General features: G+C 53.1%; 21 protein-coding genes. 11 read left to right on the top strand and 10 right to left on the bottom strand.

Annotation, left to right across the window (positions count from 1 at the left end; all coding sequences use genetic code 11):
• Positions 1–77: 77 nt before the first annotated feature.
• Positions 78–1190 carry a DNA replication/repair protein RecF gene (recF, locus tag J2I47_RS07085; protein ID WP_207363876.1) on the bottom strand — a complete coding sequence of 371 codons (1113 nt, stop codon included), beginning with the start codon at positions 1188–1190 and terminating at the stop codon, positions 78–80.
• 216 nt (positions 1191–1406) lie between these two features.
• Between recF and pdhA the strand changes: the two genes are divergently transcribed.
• From pdhA to serS, 7 genes are all read left to right on the top strand, one after another.
• Positions 1407–2474, top strand: a complete 1068-nt coding sequence (pdhA, locus tag J2I47_RS07080; RefSeq protein WP_207363875.1) for a pyruvate dehydrogenase (acetyl-transferring) E1 component subunit alpha — start codon at positions 1407–1409, stop codon at positions 2472–2474.
• 45 nt (positions 2475–2519) lie between these two features.
• Positions 2520–3212, top strand: a complete 693-nt coding sequence (locus J2I47_RS07075) for a tetratricopeptide repeat protein (protein WP_207363874.1) — start codon at positions 2520–2522, stop codon at positions 3210–3212.
• 171 nt (positions 3213–3383) lie between these two features.
• Positions 3384–3905, top strand: a complete 522-nt coding sequence (gene ribH, locus J2I47_RS07070; RefSeq protein ID WP_207363873.1) for a 6,7-dimethyl-8-ribityllumazine synthase — start codon at positions 3384–3386, stop codon at positions 3903–3905.
• A 107-nt stretch (positions 3906–4012) separates the two neighbouring features.
• Positions 4013–5347, top strand: a complete 1335-nt coding sequence (locus tag J2I47_RS07065; RefSeq protein ID WP_207363872.1) for an aspartate kinase — start codon at positions 4013–4015, stop codon at positions 5345–5347.
• A 10-nt stretch (positions 5348–5357) separates the two neighbouring features.
• Positions 5358–5666 carry a nucleotidyltransferase domain-containing protein gene (locus J2I47_RS07060; protein WP_207363871.1) on the top strand — a complete coding sequence of 103 codons (309 nt, stop codon included), beginning with the start codon at positions 5358–5360 and terminating at the stop codon, positions 5664–5666.
• Positions 5657–6055 (top strand): HEPN domain-containing protein, encoded by a 399-nt coding sequence (locus J2I47_RS07055; protein WP_207363870.1) that lies wholly within the window; start codon positions 5657–5659, stop codon positions 6053–6055. The genes J2I47_RS07060 and J2I47_RS07055 overlap by 10 nt, the downstream gene beginning before the upstream one ends.
• A complete protein-coding gene (gene serS, locus J2I47_RS07050) occupies positions 6055–7344 on the top strand; it encodes a serine--tRNA ligase (protein WP_207363869.1) in 1290 nt (429 codons plus the stop codon). The genes J2I47_RS07055 and serS overlap by 1 nt, the downstream gene beginning before the upstream one ends.
• A 93-nt stretch (positions 7345–7437) precedes the next feature.
• On the opposite strand, the gene J2I47_RS07045 is transcribed toward serS, so the two are convergent.
• Both J2I47_RS07045 and J2I47_RS07040 read right to left on the bottom strand, forming a co-directional pair.
• Positions 7438–7689, bottom strand: a complete 252-nt coding sequence (locus J2I47_RS07045) for a hypothetical protein (protein ID WP_207363868.1) — start codon at positions 7687–7689, stop codon at positions 7438–7440.
• A gap of 174 nt (positions 7690–7863) precedes the next feature.
• Positions 7864–9144: a DUF349 domain-containing protein gene (locus J2I47_RS07040; protein WP_207363867.1), complete on the bottom strand. Its 1281-nt coding sequence runs from the start codon at positions 9142–9144 to the stop codon at positions 7864–7866.
• 68 nt (positions 9145–9212) lie between these two features.
• Between J2I47_RS07040 and ettA the strand changes: the two genes are divergently transcribed.
• Together ettA and J2I47_RS07030 are read left to right on the top strand one after the other, a co-directional pair.
• Positions 9213–10880, top strand: coding sequence for an energy-dependent translational throttle protein EttA (ettA, locus tag J2I47_RS07035; protein ID WP_207363866.1), 1668 nt, complete (start codon positions 9213–9215; stop codon positions 10878–10880).
• A gap of 362 nt (positions 10881–11242) precedes the next feature.
• The gene (locus J2I47_RS07030) at positions 11243–11593 is read left to right on the top strand and encodes a helix-turn-helix domain-containing protein (protein ID WP_207363865.1); all 351 of its coding nucleotides are present in this window, start codon (positions 11243–11245) and stop codon (positions 11591–11593) included.
• Positions 11594–11653: 60 nt separating this feature from the next.
• On the opposite strand, the gene J2I47_RS07025 is transcribed toward J2I47_RS07030, so the two are convergent.
• The 6 genes from J2I47_RS07025 to lolA1 form a co-directional block, all read right to left on the bottom strand.
• Positions 11654–12037, bottom strand: a complete 384-nt coding sequence (locus tag J2I47_RS07025; protein ID WP_207363864.1) for a hypothetical protein — start codon at positions 12035–12037, stop codon at positions 11654–11656.
• Between the two features lie 5 nt (positions 12038–12042).
• Positions 12043–12660 (bottom strand): Uma2 family endonuclease, encoded by a 618-nt coding sequence (locus tag J2I47_RS07020; protein WP_207363863.1) that lies wholly within the window; start codon positions 12658–12660, stop codon positions 12043–12045.
• A 125-nt stretch (positions 12661–12785) separates the two neighbouring features.
• A complete protein-coding gene (locus J2I47_RS07015; protein WP_207363862.1) occupies positions 12786–16616 on the bottom strand; it encodes an RICIN domain-containing protein in 3831 nt (1276 codons plus the stop codon).
• 192 nt (positions 16617–16808) lie between these two features.
• Complete coding sequence (locus tag J2I47_RS07010) at positions 16809–17315, bottom strand: DUF5606 family protein (RefSeq protein WP_207363861.1); 507 nt, start codon at positions 17313–17315, stop codon at positions 16809–16811.
• Between the two features lie 52 nt (positions 17316–17367).
• Positions 17368–18006, bottom strand: coding sequence for a ribosome biogenesis GTP-binding protein YihA/YsxC (gene yihA / locus J2I47_RS07005; RefSeq protein WP_207363860.1), 639 nt, complete (start codon positions 18004–18006; stop codon positions 17368–17370).
• Between the two features lie 131 nt (positions 18007–18137).
• Entirely contained in the window at positions 18138–18767 is a 630-nt protein-coding gene (gene lolA1, locus J2I47_RS07000; RefSeq protein ID WP_207363859.1) for an outer membrane lipoprotein periplasmic chaperone LolA1, read from the bottom strand.
• A gap of 276 nt (positions 18768–19043) precedes the next feature.
• Between lolA1 and J2I47_RS06995 the strand changes: the two genes are divergently transcribed.
• The gene (locus J2I47_RS06995) at positions 19044–19445 is read left to right on the top strand and encodes a response regulator (protein ID WP_207363858.1); all 402 of its coding nucleotides are present in this window, start codon (positions 19044–19046) and stop codon (positions 19443–19445) included.
• A 69-nt stretch (positions 19446–19514) separates the two neighbouring features.
• Here J2I47_RS06995 and J2I47_RS06990 read toward each other — a convergent pair whose 3' ends face one another.
• Positions 19515–22088: an FtsK/SpoIIIE family DNA translocase gene (locus tag J2I47_RS06990; protein ID WP_207363857.1), complete on the bottom strand. Its 2574-nt coding sequence runs from the start codon at positions 22086–22088 to the stop codon at positions 19515–19517.
• A gap of 263 nt (positions 22089–22351) precedes the next feature.
• Between J2I47_RS06990 and J2I47_RS06985 the strand changes: the two genes are divergently transcribed.
• A complete protein-coding gene (locus J2I47_RS06985; RefSeq protein WP_207363856.1) occupies positions 22352–25348 on the top strand; it encodes a SusC/RagA family TonB-linked outer membrane protein in 2997 nt (998 codons plus the stop codon).
• The last annotated feature ends 4 nt before the right edge of the window (positions 25349–25352 follow it).

Genomic DNA, 25352 nt, shown 5'->3' with positions numbered 1-25352 from the left:
TTTTCCTTTATTTAGAAATAATCCAAATAATTGTTTAATGGCCAGGTTGGGCCGGATGGGTTGCTTCTTGGCCTTTGTTAAGGGGTAGGTTGCCCCATCTGGTAGTAGCGCACGTCGCCAGGCACGTTAGCGAGGAGTTGCTCGGTGCGTTCGGGGCGGGCGTCGGTGATGAAGAGCTGGCCAAACGAGCCTTCTGTAATGCGCTGAATGAGTTTGGCAATGCGTCCGTCGTCGAGCTTATCGAAAATATCGTCGAGCAGCAATATTGGTTTGGTTTGTTTGGCAGCCATCAGCTGATCGAACTGGCCCAGCCGAAGGGCGATCACAAACGTCTTTTGCTGCCCTTGCGAGCCAAATCGCTTCAGGGCCATACCATCAATCAGGAACTCGAAATCGTCGCGGTGAACGCCCATGGTGGTGCGCTGCATGGCAATGTCGCGGCTCCGGTTCTGCACGAAAAGGTCGTCGAACCCCATTTTGCTCACATCCGAGTCATACACGATGTTGATGGTCTCGCGGGCGTCGCTCAGGTAGGTATAGTGCGCCTGCACGTCGGGCAAAAACTCGGTCACAAACCGGCTTCTACGGTCGTGAATACGTTGCCCAATGTAGAGTAGCGGCTCATCGTACGTATCTAGTAAGTCGTGATCAACCGCCCGGCCATTGCGGTCAGAAAAAAGCTTGAGCAGGCTGTTGCGCTGCTTTAATACGTATTGATACTGAAGGTAGTCCTGCAGGTATTCGGGGTCAAGCTGCGACAGTACGGCATCCACAAACTGGCGGCGTTCTTCGCTGTGGCCGCGCACCAGATCGGTGTCATTGGGTATCATGAGCACCACCGGAAAACGGCCAATGTGCTCACTCAGGCGCTCGTAGGGCTTCTTATCGGCCAAAATTACTTTGCGCTGACCGCGTTGCAGGCTGATGGTGATCTGGGTTGTGCGGTCATGGTCGGTGTCGGGGCGGACAAAGATGCCATCCAGAATAAAGTAGTCTTCTTCGTGGGTAACGCTGAGGGCATCAAGGGTATGGAAGGCGCTTTTCGAGAGGGCCAGAAAGTAGATGGCGTCGAGCAAATTGGTCTTACCACTACCGTTTGGGCCCACCAACACGTTCACCTGCGGGCTGAAGGTAAAGAGGGCATCTTCGTAATTCTTAAAATTGGTAAGACTTAATTTTTCGAGGTACATAAAAGAAGGGAGGGAAGGGAGAACGGTGGAAAGGGAAGAAGGGAAGGCTAGCTAACTGTGTTTATGTTAACGGAACCATCCCTTTCCTCCATCCTCCTTTCTCCCTTTCCTCCTTTGTTCGTATTTTTGCAAGCATTTTGCCCCAGAAAGCAACAAAGATAGACCCACTTTGTTCTCCCTGCGAACGGGCAATTTACCTCTACTTCAGCATATAGAATGGCAACCGTCAAAGACAAGACTTCGGCCAATGGGGCCGCGAATAAAAGCAACGGCAAGGTCGCCGCGGCTCCGGCCAAAACGCAGCACCCCAAGGAGCGCTACATGTATTGGTACGAGTCGATGCAGCTTCAGCGCAAGTTTGAAGAAAAAGCAGGTCAACTATACGGACAACAGAAAATCAAAGGATTTTGTCATCTATACATCGGTCAGGAGGCCTGCTCATCAGGGTCCTATTCAGCCCTGACCAAAGACGATAAATGGATTACCGCCTACCGTGACCACGGTATCCCGCTGGCCCTGGGCAGCGACCCCAAAGCGGTTATGGCTGAGCTTTATGCCAAGCAAACGGGTTCGTCGAAAGGCAAAGGTGGGTCGATGCACATTTTCGACAAATCGGTGAATTTTATTGGCGGCCACGGCATCGTGGGTGCCCAGATTCCGATGGGGGCGGGCATTGCTTTCGCCGAGAAATACAACAAAACCGGTAACGTCTGTATCTGCTTTTTCGGCGACGGTGCCGTACGGCAGGGTGCTCTCCATGAAGCGTTTAATATGGCGATGCTGTGGAAGCTGCCCGTAATTTTTGTGGTCGAAAACAACGGCTACGCCATGGGTACGTCGGTAGCCCGCACCTCGAACGTAACTGAGCTGTATACCATTGGCGAATCGTACGATATGCCTTCCGAGCCGGTAGATGGCATGGATGTTGAAGCTGTGCATGAGGCTGTTAGCCGCGCCGCCGAACGGGCACGCGCCGGTGAGGGGCCAACCTTCCTCGAATTTCGCACGTACCGGTACCGGGGCCACTCGATGTCTGACCCGCAGAAATACCGTAGCAAAGACGAGGTGGAAGAGTACAAACAGCGCGACGCTATCGAGACCATTAAGCAGTATATTCTGAAGAATGGTCTGGCTACAGAAGCCGATCTGGCTGCTATTGATCAGAAGATTAAAGCCACTGTGGATGAGGCTGTAAAGTTTGCCGAAGAGTCGCCATATCCGCCCGCTGAAGAAGCCTTCAAGGACGTGTATATGCAGAAAGATTATCCGTTCCTGATGGAGTAAAAGAGGAGAATAATTCCTACTTTTGCGCCTTAAATTGCAACTTGTATGAGTAAGAAAAACTCGGGTCTGGAATACATTGAAGACCCTGATCTGCTGGCTAATAAACTGGAGCAGGCCGAAGACTTTGTAGAAAAGAACCGGAATATCCTCATCGGCGCTGCCGTTGCGGTGGTGGCTGTCATTGCCATTTTCTTTGGCTACCGTTATTACCAGAGTACTCGCAATGACGAAGCTCAGGCTAAGTTGTTCGCGCCCGTGATGAAGTTCGAGCAGGACTCGCTCAAGCTGGCGCTGAATGGTACCCGTCAGTCGCCTGGCTTGCTGGCCGTAGCTGATGAATATGGCTCGACCAAAGCCGGTAACCTGGCGCACCTTTATGCCGGTATTGCGCTGTTGAAAGATGGCAAATACGATCAGGCTATTGAGCAGTTGAAAGACTTCAGCTCATCGGATTTGTTGGTACAGGGTCGTGCCTATGCCCTTATCGGTGACGCCTACATGGAGAAAAAAAGCTACGGCGACGCGGCTGACTATTATAAGAAAGCGGCTGAGTACAAGCCAAATAAATTCTTTACGGCAGGTTACCTGATGAAGTTGGCTCTTGCCTACGAACAAGCCAAAGACAACAAGAATGCCATTGACGCCTACCAGCAGATTTTGGACAAATACCCCAACGCTGCCGAAGCGCCCAACGCGAAGAAATACAAATCCGTACTGGATGCCCAGGCCGGTGAGTAGTCGCAAACGCGTGTACATGCAAACACAGTGAAAGGGACGAAGCCGAATCGGGTTCGTCCCTTTTTAGTTGTTCAACGTTCAACGTCTAAAGTCCAAGGTTGCGCTAATTAGGTGCCAGCGTAATGGATACATAAACGTTGAACTTTGAACATTAAACATTGAACTCAATCTATGTCTTCTGCCGATAAGAATCTCAGTGTGTTCACCACCAACGAACTGCCCGAGGTGAGTGGGCGTCGGTTCGCCATTGTCGTGGCCGAATGGAACACCGACGTGACCGAGGCCCTGTTTCAGGGTGCCTATAACACGCTTTTGCAATACGGTGCTGTGGCCGAAAACATAATCCGCGGTAATGTGCCAGGTAGCTATGAGCTTACGCTGGCAGCGCAGTGGTACGCACAACGGCCTGATATCGACGCCGTTATCTGTATCGGCTGCGTCATTCAGGGCGAAACGAAACACAATGATTACATCAACCACGCTGTAGCGCAGGGCCTGACCAATGTCTCATTAAAGACTAACAAACCTGTGATTTTTGGTGTATTAACTCCCAACACCCAGCAACAGGCCCTCGACCGGGCGGGTGGCATTCATGGCAACAAAGGCGACGAAGCCGCCATCACGGCCATCAAGATGCTTGGGCTTCGCCAATTAGTGAATGAGCGACGGTCCGACGTCTCGGTGAGCGAATAGGTTGAGCTACCACATTGTCATTGCGTAGCCATTATGCTATTCGTTCACCGAGACGTCGGACCGTCGCTCATTCACTCAATCACTCATTCGCTAATTCACTCATTAAAATGTACGTCTGGAAATTTGGCGGAACCTCGGTTGGAAAGCCCGAGCGGATGCACTCAATTCGGAATCTGATCACGGCTGATACTAGCCGGAAAGTAGTTGTTTTGTCGGCGTTGTCGGGTACGACCAATGCGCTGCTGTCGTTTGGCGAATCGCTGAAAAACGGCGCTGACGACGAGGCGTTTGAGAAAATTGAACACCTCAAAGCGCATTACGACAATTTCGTGCGCGACCTCTATAAAACGTCGGATGGCCTAGCTGCCGGGCAGCGGATCGTAGAAAATGAGTTTTCGTTTATCCGATCACTGACGCGCATCAAACCGTTTACGCAGAAGCAAGAAAAGGAACTGGTGGCTGAAGGCGAACTGCTTAGTACACAGTTATTTACGGCGTATCTGGCCGAAGAAGGTGTGTCGTCGGTGTTGCTGCCCGCGCTGGAGTTTATGCGTATTGATGCCGATAATGAGCCGGAACTGGACAAGATCGAGCAGAACCTGCGTGAGATGTTGCCACCTCATGCCGACAGGCAAATCATTGTGACGCAGGGATTCATTTGCCGCAACCCCCGTGGTGAAGTAGACAACCTCAAGCGCGGCGGCTCCGACTACACGGCATCGTTGATTGGCGGGGCTATCCGGGCCGAGGAAATCCAGATCTGGACCGACATTGACGGGATGCACAACAACGATCCGCGTGTTGTGAAAAAGACGTTCCCCATCCGGGAACTGACCTTCAACGAAGCGGCGGAGCTAGCTTATTTCGGCGCGAAGATTCTGCACCCGTCGACCATCACGCCTGCTAAGCTGCGGGGTGTGCCCGTCCGGCTAAAAAACACGATGGACCCTGATGCGCCCGGTACACTGATAGCGGATAAAGTAACAGAGTCGACAGATAGCCAGGTATTTAAAGCGATTGCGGCCAAAGACGGTATCACGGCGTTGTACATCCACTCGACCCGAATGCTCAACGCCTATGGCTTTTTGCGCCGTATTTTTGAGATCTTCGAGCGGTTCAAAACCCCCATCGACCTGATCGCCACATCAGAAGTGTCGGTATCAGTGACGATAGACAACACGGATAACCTGGCGGCTATTCAGGCTGAGCTGGGTCAGTTTTGCGAGCTGGAAGAGCCTGACTATGACCAAACTATCGTTTGCATTGTGGGTAACTTCAGTTCCGATCATCCGGGCATTGCCCTGCGGGTGTTGGAGGCCATGAAAGGTATCCCGATCCGCATGATTTCGTACGGCGGCACCGAGCACAACATCTCATTGCTGATGCACGGCCGCTACAAAAATGAAGCCCTAAATGCTTTAAATGAAGGGTTGTTTTATTAGGAGAAATGCCATGACAGACGCCGAATTTCTACAAGCTGTGAAGCGGTCGGTCCAGGAGATCGACCCGCAGGCCGAGGTGTGGCTGTTCGGTTCCCGCGCCCGTGGCGACGCCCGCCCCGACTCGGACTGGGATTTCCTGATGTTGACTGATAAGCCTGTTAACCGGGCGTTTAAGCGTCAGGTACGTGATCAACTATTTTATGTTGGTCTTGATACGGGAGAAGTGATTAGTTCACTCGTTTACAACCGAGACAATTGGCAGGCGTTGGCGGTGACGCACCTGTATCAGAACATTCAACGCGAAGGCAAATGGGCATGAACCATAGCGTGGAAAGCACTATTGCCTACAGACTGAAGAAGTCTTGGGAAGACTGGGAAGCAGCTTGCATATTAGCCGATGCCAGAAGCTATTCGGCTGTTATGAACCGGCTCTACTATGCAGCTTTTCATGCTGTGTCGGCTCTACTTTTTCAGGGCGGTATCAAACACAAAGTGCATAACGGAGCAAAAGCGATGTTTGAGACGCATTTCGTGAAACTGGGCATTGTTTCAGTTGAGTGGGGCCGCTTCTACTCCATGCTTTTTACAGATCGCAACGAAAGCGACTATGAAGATTTTGTTGTTTTCGACGCTGAAGATGTATTACCCCTAATTCCAGAAACTGCTGAATTTATCCAGCTTGTCAGAAGCTTAATCGATAAATCATAATGCTACAAATACCCTTCATTCGCGACAATAAGGAACTGACGCTGGCTGGTCTTCGTAAACGACAGTTCGCTAACGCCGAGGATACTGTTGACCAATTGTTGTCCCTCGATCAGCAACGGCGTGACACTCAAAAAACACTCGACGATGGATTGGCCCGGCAAAATGCCATTGCCAAAGAGATTGGCCAGTTAATGAAAACTGGCCAAAAAGAGGCCGCTGAGGCCGCTAAGGCCGAAACTGCTACGTTGAAAGCGCAGTCGAAGACGTTGAATGATCAGTTGGTCAATCTGGAACAGCAGCTACAGGATATATTAGTTACCGTTCCCAACATTCCCCACAGCAGTGTTCCTGAAGGCCGTTCTGCCGATGATAACGAAGTAGTGCTGGAATGGGGCAACAAACCCACGCTCCACGCCGACGCGCAGCCACATTGGGAGTTGATCAAACGCTACGGTCCCGATGGTGGCCCCATGATCGATTTTGAGTTAGGCAACAAAATTTCGGGGGCGGGCTTTCCGGTTTACAAGGGTAAAGCCGCCCGGTTGCAGCGGGCCATGATCAATTTCTTTCTGGACGAAGCCATGGCGGCGGGCTACAGTGAGGTGCAACCACCCATCGTGATCAACGAGGCGTCGGGCTTTGGCACAGGGCAACTGCCCGACAAGGAAGGGCAGATGTACTACGCCCCCGCCGACGGTCTCTACCTGATTCCTACCGCTGAAGTACCTATCACCAATCTCTACCGCGACGTGCTGGCAAACGAGGCCGAACTGCCCATAAAGCATGTTGGCTATACGCCCTGTTTCCGGCGCGAAGCTGGCTCATGGGGTGCCCACGTGCGGGGCCTGAACCGGCTCCATCAGTTCGACAAAGTGGAGATCGTGCGGATAGAGCGTCCCGAAAACTCGTATGCAGCGTTGGAACAAATGAGCCAATACGTGCAGGGATTGCTGCAAAAACTAGAATTGCCCTACCGGGTACTTCGTCTCTGTGGTGGCGATATGGGCTTTACCTCGGCCCTGACGTATGACATGGAAGTGTGGTCGGCAGCGCAGGAACGGTGGCTGGAAGTGAGCTCGGTCAGTAACTTCGAGACCTATCAGGCCAACCGCCTGAAACTTCGCGCCAAACTCGACGGTAATAAGCCTACCCTGTTGCACACCCTCAACGGTTCGGCATTGGCACTCCCGCGCATTGTGGCCTCGATTCTGGAAAACAACCAGTCGCCGGAAGGTATACGTATCCCTGCCGTGCTGGTGCCATACTGCGGGTTTGATGTGATTTCGTAGGGGGTAGCGGTAATGTCTGACGGAGTGGGGCGCATAGCCCGTTGCTCCGTTTGTTCCAGCGTAAAAGACGGAGCGTTGCTCCGTCAGACCTTTTCAGCAATCACACGAATAATTGGTGTAGCCAGGATACAACGGCGAAAGCCGACCGGCAATGCTGATGACGCGGTCTAGCGGAATCTGTTGTCCATCGGCCAAAACCAGCGTTTCCGTGCCGTTTTGGGTGTTTAAGCTTACTACCAATGCATCGGTTTTAATAAACTCGTGGAGGTCGGTCAGGTATTCGAGCCGAACAAATTTGCGGGGTTCGATAGCCGCTTTAAAGTCGGTGATGTCTGCGGTTGTCATAGAAGGGAGAAGCAAGAAATAAGAGACAAGAAGTGAGAGGTAAGAAGCAAGATTGAGCAAACACAGTCTTGCATCTTGCTTCTTACCTCTCACTTCTTGTTTCTCATCAAACAAAAAGAGCCGGTCAACTAGTTGCATAGCTGACCGGCTCAACGGTAAGAAGTATACGCGGACTTAGTCGGCCGTTTCGAGGGCTTTCGTAAACTCGCGGAGGATCACTTCTTTCATGGCGATCTTCCGCTTCTGCGTATTGATTTTGTTTAGAATCTGCTTATCCTCAGGGATTTCGGGATCAAGGCCATCAGCGTCCTGCATGGCAAAGTGAAGGTCGTTTTTCTCCCGTTTTACCAGGTATTCCATCTCCCGAATTTTGGTCCGCAGTTGTTCTGACTGACTTTTTAGATCAAATGCCGGGTATTTGCGGTCAAGTACGCGACCCAGGTAGCTTAGTTCAAAAATCTTGTCGCAGGCGGCGCGGAACCGTTCATTAATCTGCTTATCCTGGAGCTTAAATGGTACTTTAATTTCTTTCCAGGCATTCAATAATTCTTTGGCGCGGTTGGCCGAATCGAAGATCGCTTTACCCTGTGCTTTGGCTAGTGATTCGGCTTCGTCGGCCATTTTCATCTGGGCTTCAATGCGGGGGTCAACCTTCTTTTCGTACACAATACCCTTCGACTCGTTATAGCGGTTGAAGACATATTGCACGGTGCGCTTGAATCGTTTGAAAAGTTTACCACCCTTCTTGATTGGTACCTCACCCACCGTTTTCCAGGTGTTGTTGAGCTTCCGAATCTCCTGGTATGATACCTCCAGATCGTTGCCACGGGCGGCGCGTTCCACCAGCCGGATGAGTTCATCATACTGGTCGAGGCGTTCCTGAATAACCTTGTTTTGCTCGTTAAAAAACTCCCGGCGGCGTTGGAAAAAACCGTCCAGCAGTTCCTGAAACTGCGTCTCTACTTCGGCTTCCACCGACTTGTCGACGGGGCCGGTCTTGATCCATTTCGTCTTGATTTCCTGGAGGGCCTCGGCGGTTGGTTTCCAGTCATCACTACCGGCAATGATCTCGGCTTCGCCAATCAGTGCCCGCTTAATTTCCAGATTTTTAAGCTGATTCGTATGAATCAAGCCTGACAAAACATCTTCGAGTTGATCGAGCCGGTCGAGTAACGGGGGGAAATTACCGATGGCGTCGAAGCTGAGTAGTTTCTTCCTGAGCTGCAGCAGTTTAGTGAGATACGAACCTTTGTTTTGGGCGTCTGTTACCTCTTCTTCCAACTGGGCAACCTTACTTTGAGCAATGATAAAGCGGTTCTTAAAGTAATCGAGTGCTTCCTGCTCGGTGCGTTTCACTTCGCCAATCTGGCGGTCTGGATAGTCGAGGTAGCCTTTCAAAAATACCTTTCCGTCTTTGACGTAACCGTATTCATCTACCAATGAAGCGTTTTCCATTTTTCCTTACTGAAGGGTCCTTTGGGGTGAATTAGCGATATTTGCCCCACCACAAACATAGCCAAAAAATGAGCCAGGAAACCATTATCTTTTCTATGGCGGGTGTGAGTAAAATTATTCCCCCCAACCGACAAATCCTAAAGAACATATACCTTTCCTTCTTTTACGGCGCCAAAATTGGGGTGCTGGGACTCAACGGTTCCGGCAAGTCTACGCTACTGAGAATCATCGCTGGGATTGATAAAAGTTACAACGGTGAGGTGGTATTTTCACCCGGTTATTCAGTCGGTATGCTTGAGCAGGAACCCCAGCTTGACCCCACCAAGACCGTTCGTGAGGTGGTGGAAGAAGGCGTACAGGAGGTGGTTGATCTGCTGAAAGAATTTGACCAGATCAACGAAGCCTTTGGCGATGCCGACGCCGATTTCGACAAGCTCATTGCCCGGCAGGCCGAGGTGCAGGAGAAACTCGACCATCACAATGCCTGGGAACTCGACACTCGTCTGGAGCGAGCCATGGATGCCCTGCGCACACCGCCATCCGACGCCCTGGTGGGTAACCTGTCGGGTGGTGAAAAACGCCGTGTGGCCTTGTGCCGACTGCTGTTGAAAGAGCCCGATGTGCTGCTACTCGACGAACCCACCAACCACCTCGACGCCGAGTCGGTGTTGTGGTTGGAAGAGCACCTGCGGCAGTATAAAGGCACGGTCATTGCCGTCACCCACGACCGCTACTTCCTCGACAATGTGGCGGGCTGGATTCTGGAGCTTGACCGCGGCGAGGGTATCCCGTGGAAAGGCAACTACAGTTCATGGCTCGATCAGAAACAACAACGACTGGCAAAGGAAGAGAAGACCGAATCGAAGCGGCAAAAGACCCTGCAACGCGAGCTGGAATGGGTACGCATGGCACCCAAAGCCCGGCAGGCCAAGTCAAAGGCCCGCCTCGGAGCCTATGAACGCCTGCTGGACGAAGACTCGAAACAGCGCGACGAGAAACTGGAAATTTTCATCCCTGCCGGGCCACGCTTAGGCTCGAAAGTAATTGAGGCACAAGATGTTGCCAAAGCATTTGGTGATAAGCTGCTGTTTGAACATCTCGATTTTAAACTGCCACAGGCGGGCATTGTGGGTATCATCGGCCCTAACGGCGCGGGCAAAACCACGCTCTTCAAGCTCATCACCCACGCCTATAAACCCGACGCCGGTACGTTCGATGTGGGCGAGACGGTGAAGGTGGCCTACGTGGATCAGGAGCACGACGGCCTCGACCCCAATAAGACCGTATACCAGACCATTGCCGACGGCAACGACTGGATTATGCTGGGGGGCAAGCAAGCCAACGCCCGCGCCTATTGCAGCCGGTTCAACTTTGCCGGGGCCGACCAGGAAAAGAAAATCGGAACGCTGTCGGGTGGGGAGCGCAACCGCGTGCATCTGGCCATGACGCTGAAAGAAGGGGCCAACCTACTGCTGATGGACGAGCCTACCAACGACCTGGACGTGAACACGTTACGGGCCCTGGAAGAGGGGCTGGAGAACTTCGCCGGTTGCGCCGTCATCATCAGCCACGACAGGTGGTTTCTGGACCGCGTCGCCACGCACATCCTCGCCTTCGAGGGCGACAGTCAGGTATATTGGTTCGAGGGCAACTTCTCCGACTACGAAGAAAACCGCCGCAAACGCCTCGGCACCGACGCCACCCCTAAGCGAATTCGGTACAAGAAGTTGGCGTAGAAGGGAATTAATGGCACCGACCGGTCACGTAATGATCAAATAAGCAGTTGTTGTTAGATCGTTACGTGACCGGTTGGTGCGAGGTTGCTACTCTATACCATTTGGTTGGGTAGCTGAGGCCCAGCGGGCCGCAACATCGGTAGAGAAGTGGCAGCATAAAGGACAACCAAGCCCCAGCGGGGCGCAACGTGCGGATACGCGGGTGACTATTTAACTAGCAAGTAAATGGTTTTTTTACATGACAGTGCGCGTATCCGCACGTTGCGCCCCGCTGGGGCTTGGTTGTCCTTTATGCTGCCACTTCTCTACCGATGTTGCGGCCCGCTGGGCCTCAGCTACCCACCATTGACTACGAATGTCCAATGACTATTAAGCCACTTAAATCAGAGTCTGATTACCAGGAAGCCTTAAAACGGATCGATCAATTAGTTGATTGTCTCGATAATACTGAACAGGCTGACGAACTGGATGTTATTTCCATTCTTGTAGAGAGCTATGAGAATGAACATTATCCCATTGCTCCCCCAGACCCAATTGATGCTATTCGTTTCAGAATGGAGCAAACAGGTATGTCGGAGAAAGAAATTGCAGCCTATCTAGGAGGTGAACAAAATGCGGATGCCATTCTGAATCATCGTCAGCCATTGACGCTTGAGATAATCAAGCGGCTATACCAACAATTACACATCCCTGCAGAAAGTTTGTTGGCTTAATAACGTATTCATTTTCAAAATTTTGTAACCGTTTTCATTTAGAATAAATGCTTGCTATTGCTACATAGGATTATCGTACAGTCCCGAAATTCGGGTTACTTCGCAAACAGCAACTATAGTATTTCCTTCCATGAAATAGCCTCGCGTTCCTGCTTTTATACGTTGTTTGTGAAGCGTACGAAATTTTGGGTTTAGAATATACATCATCGCTTTTCCAAGCGATGGAATAGGAGTATTAGGTTCTAGTAGTTCTCCAGTATTTATATTAATTATTTCTGGATAAATCATGTACAAACCTTCCCGGAAGTCGTCATACATGAAATTCCACCGTATACCTTGATAAGCTGCTATTTTACGACCACCTGCTTCGGCAGAATATAGCTGATAGGTTACTTCAAAATCAGGTGGCTGGCTAAAAATGGATTCATAAGGGGTATATTCCATATTTGTCACAAAATCACTCCCTTGCTCCTCAACAACTTACCTAGTTCAAAACCACAGCCGGGGAAGATTTCGACAGTATCGTTCCAGTCGGTTAGTATCCAACGTTCGTTGGGTTCGGCAATGAGCGTGCGCTGTGTTTTGGTTAATATCCAGATCACTTTTTCAACCCCAAAATCAAGCATCTTTTGCGTTTTATCGTAGACGTACTCTGTTTCGCTTACGTTATTGGGCAAGTCAATTTTAACGTCTATTTCAATGACCACTTTAGGCGGCACTGAAAAGTATTTATCGTCTAACGGAGTGGGTAAACTGGCCTGATCGAATACGGCAATATCGTTTGATAGATTGCTGCCTTTGCTGATGTGTAAACCTGGCTCGTTTGTAGCGATTAGAAAATCGTCGAAAGAAAGGTGCTTGTACAAGATATAGATCAATAGCGATACGATGGCTGATTGCAACGCACTGGCACCAGTAATGGCCTCTTTGGTTTTTCGGCGCGATATAACAGACCGATAGCCCCGGTAATAGTAGGGCCTTCCGTCAATTTCTTCATACATCAACGAGGCAGGTACCTTGCGCGATACCAGCGTAGTACGCGTTGGCGTTCGGGTCGTTATGCTCATGCCTGGCTGTTTGCTGTTGTCTGTTGGTATAGGTCAAGATAACGCAAACGACATGAAAACGGCCACTGGCATCTGTCAGTGGCCGTTTGCTGTTTAGCGGAGCGTTGCTCCGCCGAACATTGCCTTTACCGCTGAATCAGCAGCCGGGTGGTGGCGGCGGGCTGACCGGCGGGGGTAATGCTGATGAGGTATAACCCGTTGGCCAACGTACCTGTGTTTAGCTGATAGGGGGTATCAGTGGGGGCATCAACCAGGGTTTGGCCCAGTGACCTGCCCGCCAGATCGGTGAGACCAATGGTGGTGGGTTGGCCCTTGGCGGCTTTCAGGTCGATCTGTACGAAGTCCTGAGCGGGGTTAGGCCACAGCTGGAACACGGGGACGGCACTGGTTTCGGTGAACGATGCCAGTCGGCCACCAGTGGGGCAACCCACGGTGGTCAGCGTCCATTGCTGGCTTGTGGCGGTGCTCGACGACGTGGCCTGCACAATGTCGCCGCCCTCGGTAGTGTTGGCCCCTTTCACCGCGATGGCCATGCCCGAATTGCGGTTTGTGAAGGTGAAAAAACCAGCCGCATTGCGCTGAACGACCCACTGCTGAAAACTACCACCCCAATACGTCCACTGTTGCAGGGGACTTTGGTCGGCAGTGGAGGCATTGGGTACGTCGATGCCTTTGCCTGTGTGCAATACCGTAATGCGGTAATAGACAGGATCGGTGGGCTGGATTCTCCATTGCTGCCAAAGCTGGTTTGTGTTCGCATACTGTCGAATTAAGGCGCCATCGTTGGGTTGACCCGTGGTGACGCCCAGCACCTTGCCGCTGCTCCGCGACTGAATGACGTAACAGGCGGCAGGGTCTATTTGCGTAACCACCGTCGACGACACTATCGTCGATGATACCACGCAGGTAGCTGGTTCAATGCGCCATTGCTGCGCCTGTGTGGCGTTGGCGGTGGATTGATCAATGACGCCCCCTTCGGTTTGGTTACTGCCCTGCACGTTGAGCAGCTTGCCCGAATGCCGCGCCATAAGCTGGTAGTAGCCCTCGGCATCGCGGCGAATGGTCCACTGTTGCTGATAGGCGCCTGCGTAGGCCCACTGCTGTATGGGCGCGCCATCGGAAGTTAACCCCCATTGTACATCCAGCACCTTGTTGCTGTGGGTGGCAATAACCTGATAATAGCCGTCGGAGGTGGGGGTGAACTTCCACTGCTGCCATGCCTGATTGGCGTCGGTGCGCTGCCGAACGGTGCCGCCGTCGGTCAGGTTGCCCGCCTCTACACCCAGTACCTTTCCACTTACCCGCGCCGTGAGGCGGTAGCAGGTGTTGGGCGTAATCACCACCGATGCCGACGTAGGGGCAGTAGCGGGCGTTGCGCTAACCTCTACACCCCCGGTCCAGGCGCTGCCCCGGCGGGTGTAAACCCGGAAATAATAGCGCGTGCCAGGCGTCAGACTCGTCACCACAAGCGAGGTGGATAAACCTTGGTAGACTACCTTACCGCCAAAGAAATCCGCCCCAGCACCTGTAAAGCTGGGATCGGCGGGATAAACAAGATCGGTGGGTCGGTCTGTGAAGCCCGACCCGGCCTTGGCCGCCACCAGCACGTTGTCGAACGTAACAGCGGGATTAACCCAGTTCAAACGCACAGCGTTGGCCAGTGTAGTGGCTGTCAGACCCGTAATGGCCAGTTTGGGTGAATTGCAGTCGGGGTATATTTTCACCGAATCCTGCGCAGTCAGACCACCGGCATCCGTCACTTTGAGCGTAATGAAATAGTAATACGTTTCGCCATCGCAACCCACCGGCGAGATGGTTACGACGGGCGTAATACCAACGCCGCTCATGACGGGTTCGCGGTGTTCGTGGTTATTGTGACGAAGGATCACCTGCCACTCAGAGACCAATGTAGTTGGCACTTCATCGGTTGTGTTAGCCGTGAGGGTATAACCGGTTGCCTTATCCAGCGGATAGAGGGCGTTGGCCACCGGGCTGGTAATTTTGGCCGTGGGAGCCAGGTTGTTCAGTGATACCCGTAGTGTCGTGGTTGATGCCAGCCCTTTGTTGTCGGTCACTTTTAGCTGGACGGTGTAGCTAAGAATAAGCCCCTGACCCAGCTTACCCGGTCTTGCCTCAAACACATGAACGGGGTTGGCCGTGGTGCCAAAGGTGCTGCCATCGCCAAAGTCCCACTCGTAGGTGAGCGGGTCGCCGTCGGGGTCGGTAGAAGCGCTACCCGTGAACGTGACGCTCAGCGGCGATGTACCCGTGAGCGAGGTGGCTGTAGCTATGGCCACAGGAGGACGATTGGCAGCATAGGCGATTTTCATGATCTCGCCGGTGTTGATATTCACGTAGTACAGCGCCCCATCGAGGGGGTTCATTTCTACGTCGACAATGCCTTTTCCCGTGTCATTGGGTAAAAAATCGCGCACGGTGCTTACCGTGCCGTTGGCGTTGAGCGTGGCCGCCCTGATCCAGTTAGCCCCGTAATCGGCAAAGAAATAGGTATTCTGCCAGGCCGTGGGGTATACCGTGCCGTTGTAATAAGCTCCTGCCGTCGCGGCATTACCCCGAAACGGAGCACCCACCGTGCCGGTGGTGGCTGTCTGGCTAATGGTGGTTGCTGTGGCCAGAGCACCGCTAAAAGTAGGCGAACGGGCAATGTCCTGCGTGTGGCTCCAGTCTAGCGCGGGGCGGCTGTGAACATAACGCCGTTGCAGGCCGGGCAAAGGCAGGTTGCTACAGGGATTAGTTACGGCCACCGTGATCGAGTTGGGATTAGTGGCCTGTTTCAGCAAATCGGCGAACATCAGGTAGGGCTTGGGGCAGGTGCCGGTGGTCCCCGTCGAAGCCGGGTTGGGTTCGTCCTTGTTCTCCAGGGTCAGCGCGGCAGTGGCATAGCCCGAATGTTCGGTGAGCCCTTCATAGATGGGCCAGCCCGCGTTTTCGCCCGCCCGCTGTACAATCTGCATGTCTTCCCAGGTGCCCCAGCCTACGTCGCCAATGAGCAATGTGCCGGGGTTGCCGTCGGTAGCAACGGTGCTGCCGGTGCCGGGTTGAAGGGTCATCCGATACGGGTTGCGCAGCCCCAGGGTCCACACCCGCGATTGGGGCGAACGGGGTTTGGTGGCGTCGTAGAAGGGGTTGCTGGGTAGGCCGTCGCCGGTGGTGGGGTCCATGCGTAACACCTTGCCACAGTGTGAATTCAGCAACTGCGCCCGAAATGCCCCCACATTTTCATTGGGGCGAATGATACCGTCATTCAGGGCGGTTTGAAAATAGGTGTCGGGTGAACTGCCCGTGTCCATGACGTTGTAGCTGGCATTGTCGCCGGTGGAGAGCAGTAGTGTGCCGTCGCGGCCAAACACCAGTGTGCCCCCCGCGTGCGATTCATGCAATAGCGGCACGCCAGTAGACGGAGTCTCACCTAAAAGTACTTTCCGGCTGGTGGCATCGGTAGTTAGCAACCCGTTGACAGTGACTAGCTTGTAGCGGGTGACGCGGCTGATGGTAGCGTTGAAGTACTCGTCTTTGGTGGCCGAGTAGGCCGCCGTGCCGGCGTTCATCAGGTGATGCCGGTCTACCATGTAGTAAAGGTAAACCAGCCCGTTCTGGGTGTAGTTGGGGTCGAGGCAGAGGCTGAGCAGGCCGAAGTCGCGCCAGTTGCCAACCTCTTCGCTGATGTCGAGGGCGGGCGCGGTTTGCTGAATGTACTGCGTTCCGTTCCAGGCTGATACATACACCCGCCCGGCTTTGTCCCAGACAAATTGGCGCTGCCCGTCGGGGGTAAACAAAATGCCCATAGGCGCGATATACGCCTCCTGTGTTTTAATATTGAAAAAGCCAGTGGGTAATGACTGAGCGTGGAGAGAGTTAGTTAATAACCAACTAAGTAGTGTGAATAGAATGCCTTGCCAGCGATGGATGCGCTGGCTGAATGAGGAGGTAAACATGTTGTCAAATCGTCTATGGGTTATGTAGTATGCGGTGCTGACCAGAAACGCATCTATTTATTTTGCTTTAACCGGTCCCTTTCTTGACGTGTAGGTTAGTAGCGGTCACAAAACCCAATAGCCCGTAAATGCCACAGCCCCGTCAGATTCATTCTGACGGGGCTGTGACCTGTTTGGCGACGTGTTTATTGCTTATTCGGCAGCTTTCTCTTCGGTTGACGTTGCCGCTACAGGGGCTTCGTCGGTGCTGGTTGCTTCCGGGGTTTCTTCGGTAGCAGGTTCAGCCACGGTAAAGACTTCCGGGGCAAAAGCGCGCAGGATACCATACCAGCTAATGAGCTTGCGAATGTCGGTGTCGCGCACACGCTCACGATCATAGTCGGGCAGGACCTGACTCATGAAATCGGCAAGTTCCGAACCGTCGGCTTTCGAGGTCACGGGCAGGGTGTCGCCGAACGTATTGGCAACGGCCATAAACACCTCGCCGAGGGGTACCGACTGGTCAGACGAGGCGGCATCGGGGCGGTCAACGTACATCGAAATGTCGTTTAGCACCGACACGCGGGCCTGCGGACCCATCATGGTTTTGGTTTTTTTAGCGTCGATGGTCTCAACGATAACGCCTGAACGGCCCGGTTTCAGAATCCGGTACAGGCCGGGGTAGCCAGAGACATTGGCTATTGTTTTTAATGCTTCCATACGTGGGGCAAAGGTACAACCTGGGAGGTGGAAATGACAGTGAAGCCGTGCGTTAGCCCCTGCGGGTTACGCTGGGAACATAAGCCTGATTCAATTCATCAATGTAATTCAGCACGTCATCACGGCCTTCGCCTGATACCGCCGAGGTAATAAAATACAGCGGAAATGTGTCGAAGATTTCCGACATCGCCAGGCGATAGGCATCCAGTGCCATTTGCCGTCCGCCCGATTTCAGCTTCTCGGTTTTGGTGAAGATCATGGCAAAGGGCAGTTCCTGCTCACCCAGCCGGGTCATGAAATCGAGGTCGATCTGCTGCGGCGGAATCCGCATGTCGATCAGCACGAAAATGCATTGAATATTAGTCCGGGTGGTGAGGTAGCCCGAAATGATGCTGGCAAACTGCTCACGGATGGTTTTGGGCACTTTGGCGAAACCGAAACCGGGCAAATCGACCAGATACCAGGGTTTCTCGAGCTTGGTATTGGCGTTGATGCTGAAGTGGTTGATGAGTTGGGTCTTACCCGGTTTGCCCGACGTTTTGGCCAGGTCATTCTTTTGCACCAACCGATTGATCAGCGATGACTTCCCCACGTTGGAACGGCCAATAAACGCGTATTCGGGCCGGTCGGGTTTGGGGCATTTGGCAGGATCGGTATTGCTGATAACGAACTCAGCCGAGTGAATTTTCATGAGGCAAAGATAATTAGTGAATGAGTGATTGAGCGAATGAGTGAATAGTTTGGAGCGCTTCGCGCGTGCAAAAGCATATGCGCGAAGCGCTCCAAACTATTCACTCATTCGCTCAATCACTCATTCACTAACTACCTCAGGTCCACAACTTCCACGCCGGGGTATTTGCTTTTGTCGAAGACGAAATAGCTGTCGGGCAGGGCAGGGTTGGGCGTGAATTTGCTGATTGAATAGATCGTCTTTTTGCCGTTTTTATCCGTAATCTGCCAGCTACGGGCCAGTTTATCGCCTTTGTCGACGCTGATCTGCAGGTTGGCAATCTGGGCGTTTTTCTTGTCGGGTTTCAGTTCAATGACGTCTACCGTCCGTCCGCCAATTTTCTGTTCGCGGAGGTAGTTGTAGGTGAACCCTTTCTTGTAAATCGAATAGATCTTGGTGGGGTTGAAATCACCGGTTGCGCTGGCATCGTAGTCCTGCACGTTCACCTCGTTCGACTCTTTTACGTAAGTCGACATCACCGTGCCGTCAGTAAATACCTCCTGTCCGGCCGTCTTGAGCCGGAACATGCGGCCTTTCACGGCAATATCGCCAGTGTATGTTTCGCGGCCACTGATGTAGCTGAACGCTGCCTGATAGCTCGTCAGTGCTTTATACTTGGCACTCATGGCGTCGAGAATAGCCTCTGCCCGTTTGTCTTTCTGGGCCAGCGTCGATCCCATTGTGCCGAGCACCAACAGGACCATACATATTACTTGTTTCATCGGAACGGATTCAATGCCCACTAACTATGGGCTGGCAAACCGCCAAAATTGGCGAATCGATCTCTTCTTAGACGATTTTTACCACTGGAAAGTTTAAAATCTACTTTACACCAGTTGAATCAGCAGAGCAGGGAAAATTTACTATCATATGATGCCTCTTATGCAACCATGACTGCTCAATTTGGCTCACTGGCATATTGGTTAGCAAGTAATTTCAGGCCTTTTTAGTAACTTAGCTGATGTGTAACTAAGTACCGTAACAACAAATAGTCCCGCATGTCGCAGCATAACATCTTTCTGGTCGATGACGATGAAGACGATATTTATCTGGCCCGGCTTACCTTTAATGAGCACTTTGCCGACTGGAAATTGACGAGTTTCAACGACGGTCAGGAACTCATAGACTACCTGTCGGAAAATACCACGCAGCCATTACCCGAGTTGATTATTCTGGATCTTAACATGCCCCGCCTCACTGGTTTTGAGGCATTGACCGTATTAAAACAGCATGCCCACTGGCGCCGGATTCCCGTGGCTATCCTGACCACGTCGAGCAACGCCGAAGATCGCGCCCTGAGTGAAGAACTCGGTGCCTGCGCTTTCATCACAAAGCCCGCCACTATTGAGCAGCTTGCCCTTGTCATTGCTGATGGGAAAGCTATTTGCCAGGCGGAATAAATGTACAATGCATAATGAACAATGTACAATGAGCTGACGCAGGAGTATGACGCGTCAGCTCATTGTACATTAATTCAGGTTTTTCAGCATCTCTTCCAGATGCCCCAGGTCATGCACCAGCACGTCGCGGGCTTTGCTGCCTTCGAAGGGGCCAACGATGCCCGCTTTTTCAAGTTGATCAATGAGTCGGCCGGCGCGGTTGTAGCCGAGCTTTAACCGTCTCTGAATCAGTGAAGTGCTTCCCTGCTGATGCGTAACGATCAGCCGGGCTGCTTCGTCAAACATGGCGTCGCGGTTAGCCAGGTCCACATCTTTTTCTTCCATGCTGCTGTTGCCTGCGTCGTCGCCGTAGAACTCGGGGAGCGGATAGGCCTCGTCGTAGCCGCGTTGGGCACCCACAAACGCGCAGATATCTTCAATCTCGTTGGTATCTACAAACGGGCACTGCAGCCGGATGATATCAGAATTCGACGACAACAGCATGTCGCCCATGCCCACCAGCTGCTCGGCCCCGCCCGCGTCGAGGATGGTGCGCGAATCAATTTTCGAGGTCACTTTAAACGACAGTCGAGCCGGGAAGTTAGCTTTGATCAGGCCCGTGATCACGTTGACCGAGGGCCGTTGCGTGGCCACCACCAGGTGAATGCCAATGGCCCGCGCCAACTGCGCCAACCGGGCAATGGGCTGTTCCACTTCCTTGCCCGCCGTCATCATCAGGTCGGCCAGTTCGTCAATGATCAGCACAATGTAGGGCAGATAGGTGTGGCCTTTTTCGGGGTTCAGCCGACGGTTCACAAACTTGGTATTGTACTCTTTGATGTTCCGCACCTCAGCATCTTTCAGCAGATTATAGCGGTTGTCCATCTCGATACAAAGCGAGTTCAGCGTGTTCACCACCTTCTTGGTATCGGTGATGATGGCTTCTTCGGCGTCGGGTAGTTTGGCCAGGAAGTGCCGCTCTATTTTGTTGAACAAGGTTAGTTCCACCTTTTTGGGGTCGACCAGAACGAACTTAAGCTGAGCCGGGTGTTTCTTATACAGCAGGCTGGTTAGCAGCACGTTAAGGCCCACCGATTTGCCCTGTCCCGTGGCCCCGGCCATAAGCAGGTGGGGCATCTTGGCCAGATCGACAACCAGCACCTCGTTGGCAATGGTTTTGCCTAAAACCACCGGCAAATCCATGTTGGCCTTCTGGAATTTCTCCGACGCAATCATCGACCGCATCGATACCATCTCGCGGTTTTTGTTGGGCACCTCAATACCAATGGTGCCTTTGCCGGGCATGGGCGCAATAATCCGGATGCCCAACGCGGCCAGGTTCAGGGCAATATCGTCTTCGAGGCTCTTGATCTTCGAGATACGTACCCCGTCGGCGGGCACAATCTCGTAGAGGGTTACGGTCGGGCCAATGGTGGCGTGAATGCGCTGAATGCCAATATTAAACTTGCCCAGCGTGTCGACAATTCGGTCCTTGTTGGCTTCCAGTTCATCGGCAGATACCTGTGCCTTGGTGTTTTCGGGGTAGTTGGTGAGCAGGTCGACGGTAGGAATCTGATAGTAGGGTAAATCGAGGGTAGGGTCATAGAGGCCGTGTTGCGCAACCAGATCACCCTCCGCAAACATGTCGGGCTCAAACGGTGGCGTCACAACGGAGAGGGGTTCGGTGTCGGTGAGTTCCAGGCCCTCGGTGATGGTCATGACCAGATCACCACGACCACTGACGGGCTGCGCAGGAGGCTCAACCGGATCGGTAAGGGTCAACGGGAGGGTACTGCCATTGCGGTTGGGCATCGTATCGACCAGCAGGCTGGCACTTGTGGCGACTGGCTCGGGATGCAGCTCGGTGTTTTCGGCAACGGAATCGCTAACAGGCTCATCGTATAGGTCACGTTCATCCCCATACGTATTGTGGGTAGCCTGGCTGTTTGGGGCTTCTGCATTCGGATTCCCTGCGTCAGGGGGTAGCTGAGTGAAGCGCCTGAGCAGCGACAGGCTGGTGATGTTGAAGAAGAAAACAGCAAATGCAAAGCCCAGAAAGCTGATCAGTACAATGCTGCCGAAGCCCAGCAGGCCGTAGAGCAGGCGGTTCATTTCGTAGCCGATGCCACCGCACCACATGCTCCCTGCACTGACCGAGTTGGTAGCCATAACTACGTAGCCCAGCACCAAACTAACCCAAACGGCCAAAAACAGGGCCACCTGCGTGGTGCGGGCCAGTGGCAGTGGCTCGCGGCCCGACGTGAGCTTGAACCCCGCCAGAAACACAATTACGGGCAACCCCAGCGCCCCAATGCCAAACCAGCGAAACAGAAAAACGTGGGCTACGTGGGCGCCAAGCAACCCTACCCAGTTTTGTACGTCTTTACCCGCTTCCTTCACCGATTCGTCTGTGCCAATGAGGCTTTGGTCGGCGGGGCCGGTAAAGAGGTAGGAGACAAACGCTACCATCAGCCCTACCGCCAGCAGCATCAGCAGCACACCCATGGTGAGGTTGGTGCGCTGATCGGTCCGTACCCGGTCAAACGGTAACGTCCAGGCGCGGACTGGTGCACCCTTCTCCCGCCGACCAGCTCGCTTTGACGGAGTAGCCTGATCAGATCGGGGCGTATTCTGACGAACGGAAGCAGCAGTAGGTTGAGACATGGGTGGGTAAAGGTTGGAGCTGTTTGTAAAAATAACGCCGCCAGCTAGGATAGCCGTTGTCCGTTAAGGAAAAAAATTGGGGAAATAGGCAAGAGACAAATCGCTTTCCTTTGGATCTTACGTATAGGTATGCAATTCCCGTAGGCTGGCTCAATTCGTACTATTCCGTAGAAACCTATGAAAATTAGGAGTTCGACCGGTTAACATGGCTTTAATACGTATGTTTACTTTTCACTTACTCCATTTTTAAAACAGTCAATTGCATGAAAAACCTCCTACTGTTTTTACTATTCTGCGTAACCCTTTTGGTTACGCCAGCCCTAGCACAGGAACGGCGGGTAACTGGTCGGGTGACCTCGGCCGATGACAACGCCGGTATTCCGGGGGCGACTATTCAGGTGAAAGGCACCACACGCGGTGCGCAGACCGATGCCAGCGGCAACTACTCTGTTCTGATTCCGCCGCAGGGTAATGTATTGGTAATCAGTTATGTTGGCCTGGCAACGCAGGAAATCATTATTGGCAACCAGTCAGAGATTAACGTGGCGCTAGCCAACGACAGCCGTTCGCTGAACGAGGTAGTTGTAACGGGTTACGGCACCCAGCAACGACGCGACGTGACCGGATCGAGTGCATCAATCAAAGCTGCCGAGATCAGCAACCTGCCCGTGCAGACGTTCGAGCAGGCGTTGCAAGGTCGTGCGCCGGGGGTGCAGGTTACGCAGAGCAGCGGCAAGCTGGGCGCAGGTCTCCAGATCCGGGTGCGGGGTGCGGCTTCCATTTCGGCGGGCAATGAGCCGCTTTATGTCATCGACGGTATTCCCATCACGTCGCAGGACGTGGGTACTACCACTACCGAGCCGTATAGTCCGCTGGCCGACATTGACCCCAACGATATTGAGAGCATCGACATTTTGAAAGACGCTTCAGCATCGGCGATCTACGGGTCGAGGGCATCGAACGGGGTGGTGCTGGTGACCACCAAAAAAGGGAAGGCAGGGCGCACCAACGTCAACATTGGCTACTATACGGGTTTCAGCGACCCAACGCGTTTACGGAAATTCTTGAACCGGGATCAGTACATCGAACTGTTTTCGGAGGCGGCCACTAATTCGAACATTGATCCCGATGATCCTAACGACGGGTTTCCGGGGGCGGGTCTGGATCGTAAATCAACCGCCAACGAAGACTGGTCGCGGGCTGCTTTTCAGAGAGGCACCATCAACCAACTGAATTTCAACGTCAACGGCGGTAACGACAAGACGCAGTTTTACCTCAGTGGCTCGACCAACAAGCAGATTGGTATTATTAAAGCCAATGATTTTCAGCGGAACAACCTGCTGCTGAACCTGAACCACATCGCCAGCGACCGACTAAGCTTCGGTGCCAAGTTTTCTATCGCCCGGACTATTAATAACAAAACGCCTGATGACAATGACTTTGCGAACCCCGTGCAGCTTAACGCCATTCCGCCTATCCAGTTCATCATTGACCCCGCCACGGGTGAGCTAAACAACCGGACGCTGTACTACAATGCCCTGATTGAAGTGACCGACGCCACCAACCGGGCTATCAGTTACCGGTCGTTTGGTAACCTAAACGGCACGCTCCGGCTTGCTAAGGGCCTGAATTTCCGGTCTGAGTTTGGCTACGACCTGCTCAACCAGCAGGAGGAAATTTACCGCACCCGCCGCACCGAAAGCGGCGCACCCACGGGGTTTGGCTACCAGAATCAGATTCGCAGCATCAACTGGACCACCAACAACACGGTCAGCTACCTCAATACCTTCGGCGACCACGCCATTGATGCCCTGGCAGGGATCACCTACCAGGAGCAGAACATTCAGGATGCCAGCGCGTCGGGTCGGGGTTTTCCGAATGATCAATTCAAGAAGCTAGCCAGTGCTGCCCGCATTGTGGGGGGCAGTTCGAGCGAAACAGGTTTTAGCCTGTTTTCCTACATTGCCCGGTTCAACTATCGGTTTCGGGAGCGGTATCTGCTGAGTTTGTCGGGCCGGGTCGACGGGTCGAGCCGGTTTGGAGCCAGCAACCGTTACGGGGTTTTCCCGGCGGTGTCGGCGGGGTGGCTCATCCACGAAGAGAATTTTCTGAAAGGGAATCAAACGCTCAGCCTGTTGAAACTGCGGGCCAGCTATGGCCTCACGGGCAATTCGGAGATTGGTAATTTCTCGTCGCGGGGCCTCTACAGCGCCGTTTTCTACGCCGACCAGGCCGGTATTCGCCCCAGTCAGTTGCCCAACCCAAACCTTGGCTGGGAGACTTCAGCTCAGGTAGACATCGGCTTGGAATTTGGCATTCTGCGCAACCGACTCAACGGCCAGATCGACGTATACAGCAAAGACACGCGTGATCTGCTGCTGAACCGGCCGCTGCCAGGCGTGAACGGTTTTACCACCATTGCCCAGAACGTGGGTAGCCTGCGCAACCGGGGTATCGAGTTCAGCTTCACGTCGCAAAACCTAGTGAAAGCCTTCCGCTGGTCGACAAACTTCAACATCTCGCTCAACCGCAATACGGTAACGAAACTGAACGGCCAGCCTATCGAACCAGGTTCACGTTTTCTGGGTCGGGTAGCCGTGGGCGAACCACTGGGTTATTTCTACGGCAAAAAATTCCTGGGGGCTGACCCACAAACCGGCGACGCCATTTATGAAGGTGCCGACGGCAAACCCACCAATGATTACGCCGCCGCGATTTCGACGAAAGTGGGTGATCCTAATCCCAAATTCATTGGGGGCGTTACGAACACATTGTCCTACAAAGGTGTTGAACTGAGCTTCTTTTTCCAGGGCGTTTTTGGCAACAGCCTGTACAATGTGGCCGGCTTCTACCAGTCGGTAAGTGCTGACTACTTTGATAACCAAACGCTTGACCAGTTGAACCGTTGGCAAAAGCCTGGCGACATTACGCAGGTGCCGCAGGTACGCCTCTACGGGGCTAATGGCAGTCAGCCCTCGTCGCGCTGGGTGCAGGACGGGTCGTTTGTGCGTTTGAAAACCGTGTCGCTGGGGTATTCTATCCCGGCTTCGCTGCTGAAAAAAGTGTACTTGCAAACGGCACGCGTATATGCCACGGGCTTGAACCTGCTTACGTTTACGAAGTACACGGGCTATGACCCCGAAGTGAATACGCAGTATGCGTCGGTGAGCAACCAGGCTGCCAACGTGACGTTGGGACACGATTTCTACACGCCACCGCAGCAGCGTACCATCACGTTCGGTATCAACATTGGTTTCTAAAAAG

This window comes from Fibrella rubiginis (assembly GCF_017353185.1).
Classification (GTDB): domain Bacteria; phylum Bacteroidota; class Bacteroidia; order Cytophagales; family Spirosomataceae; genus Fibrella; species Fibrella rubiginis.
The sequence above is the reverse complement of the archived record's forward strand: the minus strand, read 5'-3'. Positions and strand labels throughout refer to the sequence as shown.

What these genes read in the sequence shown, in the direction of transcription:
- J2I47_RS07010 (WP_207363861.1), bottom strand. Translation starts at nt 17,315, where the DNA reads ATGGAAGCATTAAAAACAATAGCCAATGTCTCTGGCTACCCCGGCCTG.
- serS (WP_207363869.1), top strand. Translation starts at nt 6,055, where the DNA reads ATGCTACAAATACCCTTCATTCGCGACAATAAGGAACTGACGCTGGCT.
- J2I47_RS06990 (WP_207363857.1), bottom strand. Translation starts at nt 22,088, where the DNA reads ATGTCTCAACCTACTGCTGCTTCCGTTCGTCAGAATACGCCCCGATCT.
- J2I47_RS07025 (WP_207363864.1), bottom strand. Translation starts at nt 12,037, where the DNA reads ATGGAATATACCCCTTATGAATCCATTTTTAGCCAGCCACCTGATTTT.
- J2I47_RS07040 (WP_207363867.1), bottom strand. Translation starts at nt 9,144, where the DNA reads ATGGAAAACGCTTCATTGGTAGATGAATACGGTTACGTCAAAGACGGA.
- J2I47_RS07045 (WP_207363868.1), bottom strand. Translation starts at nt 7,689, where the DNA reads ATGACAACCGCAGACATCACCGACTTTAAAGCGGCTATCGAACCCCGC.
- yihA (WP_207363860.1), bottom strand. Translation starts at nt 18,006, where the DNA reads ATGAAAATTCACTCGGCTGAGTTCGTTATCAGCAATACCGATCCTGCC.
- J2I47_RS06995 (WP_207363858.1), top strand. Translation starts at nt 19,044, where the DNA reads ATGTCGCAGCATAACATCTTTCTGGTCGATGACGATGAAGACGATATT.
- J2I47_RS07055 (WP_207363870.1), top strand. Translation starts at nt 5,657, where the DNA reads ATGGGCATGAACCATAGCGTGGAAAGCACTATTGCCTACAGACTGAAG.
- J2I47_RS07075 (WP_207363874.1), top strand. Translation starts at nt 2,520, where the DNA reads ATGAGTAAGAAAAACTCGGGTCTGGAATACATTGAAGACCCTGATCTG.
- J2I47_RS07030 (WP_207363865.1), top strand. Translation starts at nt 11,243, where the DNA reads ATGACTATTAAGCCACTTAAATCAGAGTCTGATTACCAGGAAGCCTTA.
- ettA (WP_207363866.1), top strand. Translation starts at nt 9,213, where the DNA reads ATGAGCCAGGAAACCATTATCTTTTCTATGGCGGGTGTGAGTAAAATT.
- pdhA (WP_207363875.1), top strand. Translation starts at nt 1,407, where the DNA reads ATGGCAACCGTCAAAGACAAGACTTCGGCCAATGGGGCCGCGAATAAA.
- J2I47_RS07060 (WP_207363871.1), top strand. Translation starts at nt 5,358, where the DNA reads ATGACAGACGCCGAATTTCTACAAGCTGTGAAGCGGTCGGTCCAGGAG.
- J2I47_RS07015 (WP_207363862.1), bottom strand. Translation starts at nt 16,616, where the DNA reads ATGTTTACCTCCTCATTCAGCCAGCGCATCCATCGCTGGCAAGGCATT.
- lolA1 (WP_207363859.1), bottom strand. Translation starts at nt 18,767, where the DNA reads ATGAAACAAGTAATATGTATGGTCCTGTTGGTGCTCGGCACAATGGGA.
- J2I47_RS06985 (WP_207363856.1), top strand. Translation starts at nt 22,352, where the DNA reads ATGAAAAACCTCCTACTGTTTTTACTATTCTGCGTAACCCTTTTGGTT.
- J2I47_RS07020 (WP_207363863.1), bottom strand. Translation starts at nt 12,660, where the DNA reads ATGAGCATAACGACCCGAACGCCAACGCGTACTACGCTGGTATCGCGC.
- recF (WP_207363876.1), bottom strand. Translation starts at nt 1,190, where the DNA reads ATGTACCTCGAAAAATTAAGTCTTACCAATTTTAAGAATTACGAAGAT.
- J2I47_RS07065 (WP_207363872.1), top strand. Translation starts at nt 4,013, where the DNA reads ATGTACGTCTGGAAATTTGGCGGAACCTCGGTTGGAAAGCCCGAGCGG.
- ribH (WP_207363873.1), top strand. Translation starts at nt 3,384, where the DNA reads ATGTCTTCTGCCGATAAGAATCTCAGTGTGTTCACCACCAACGAACTG.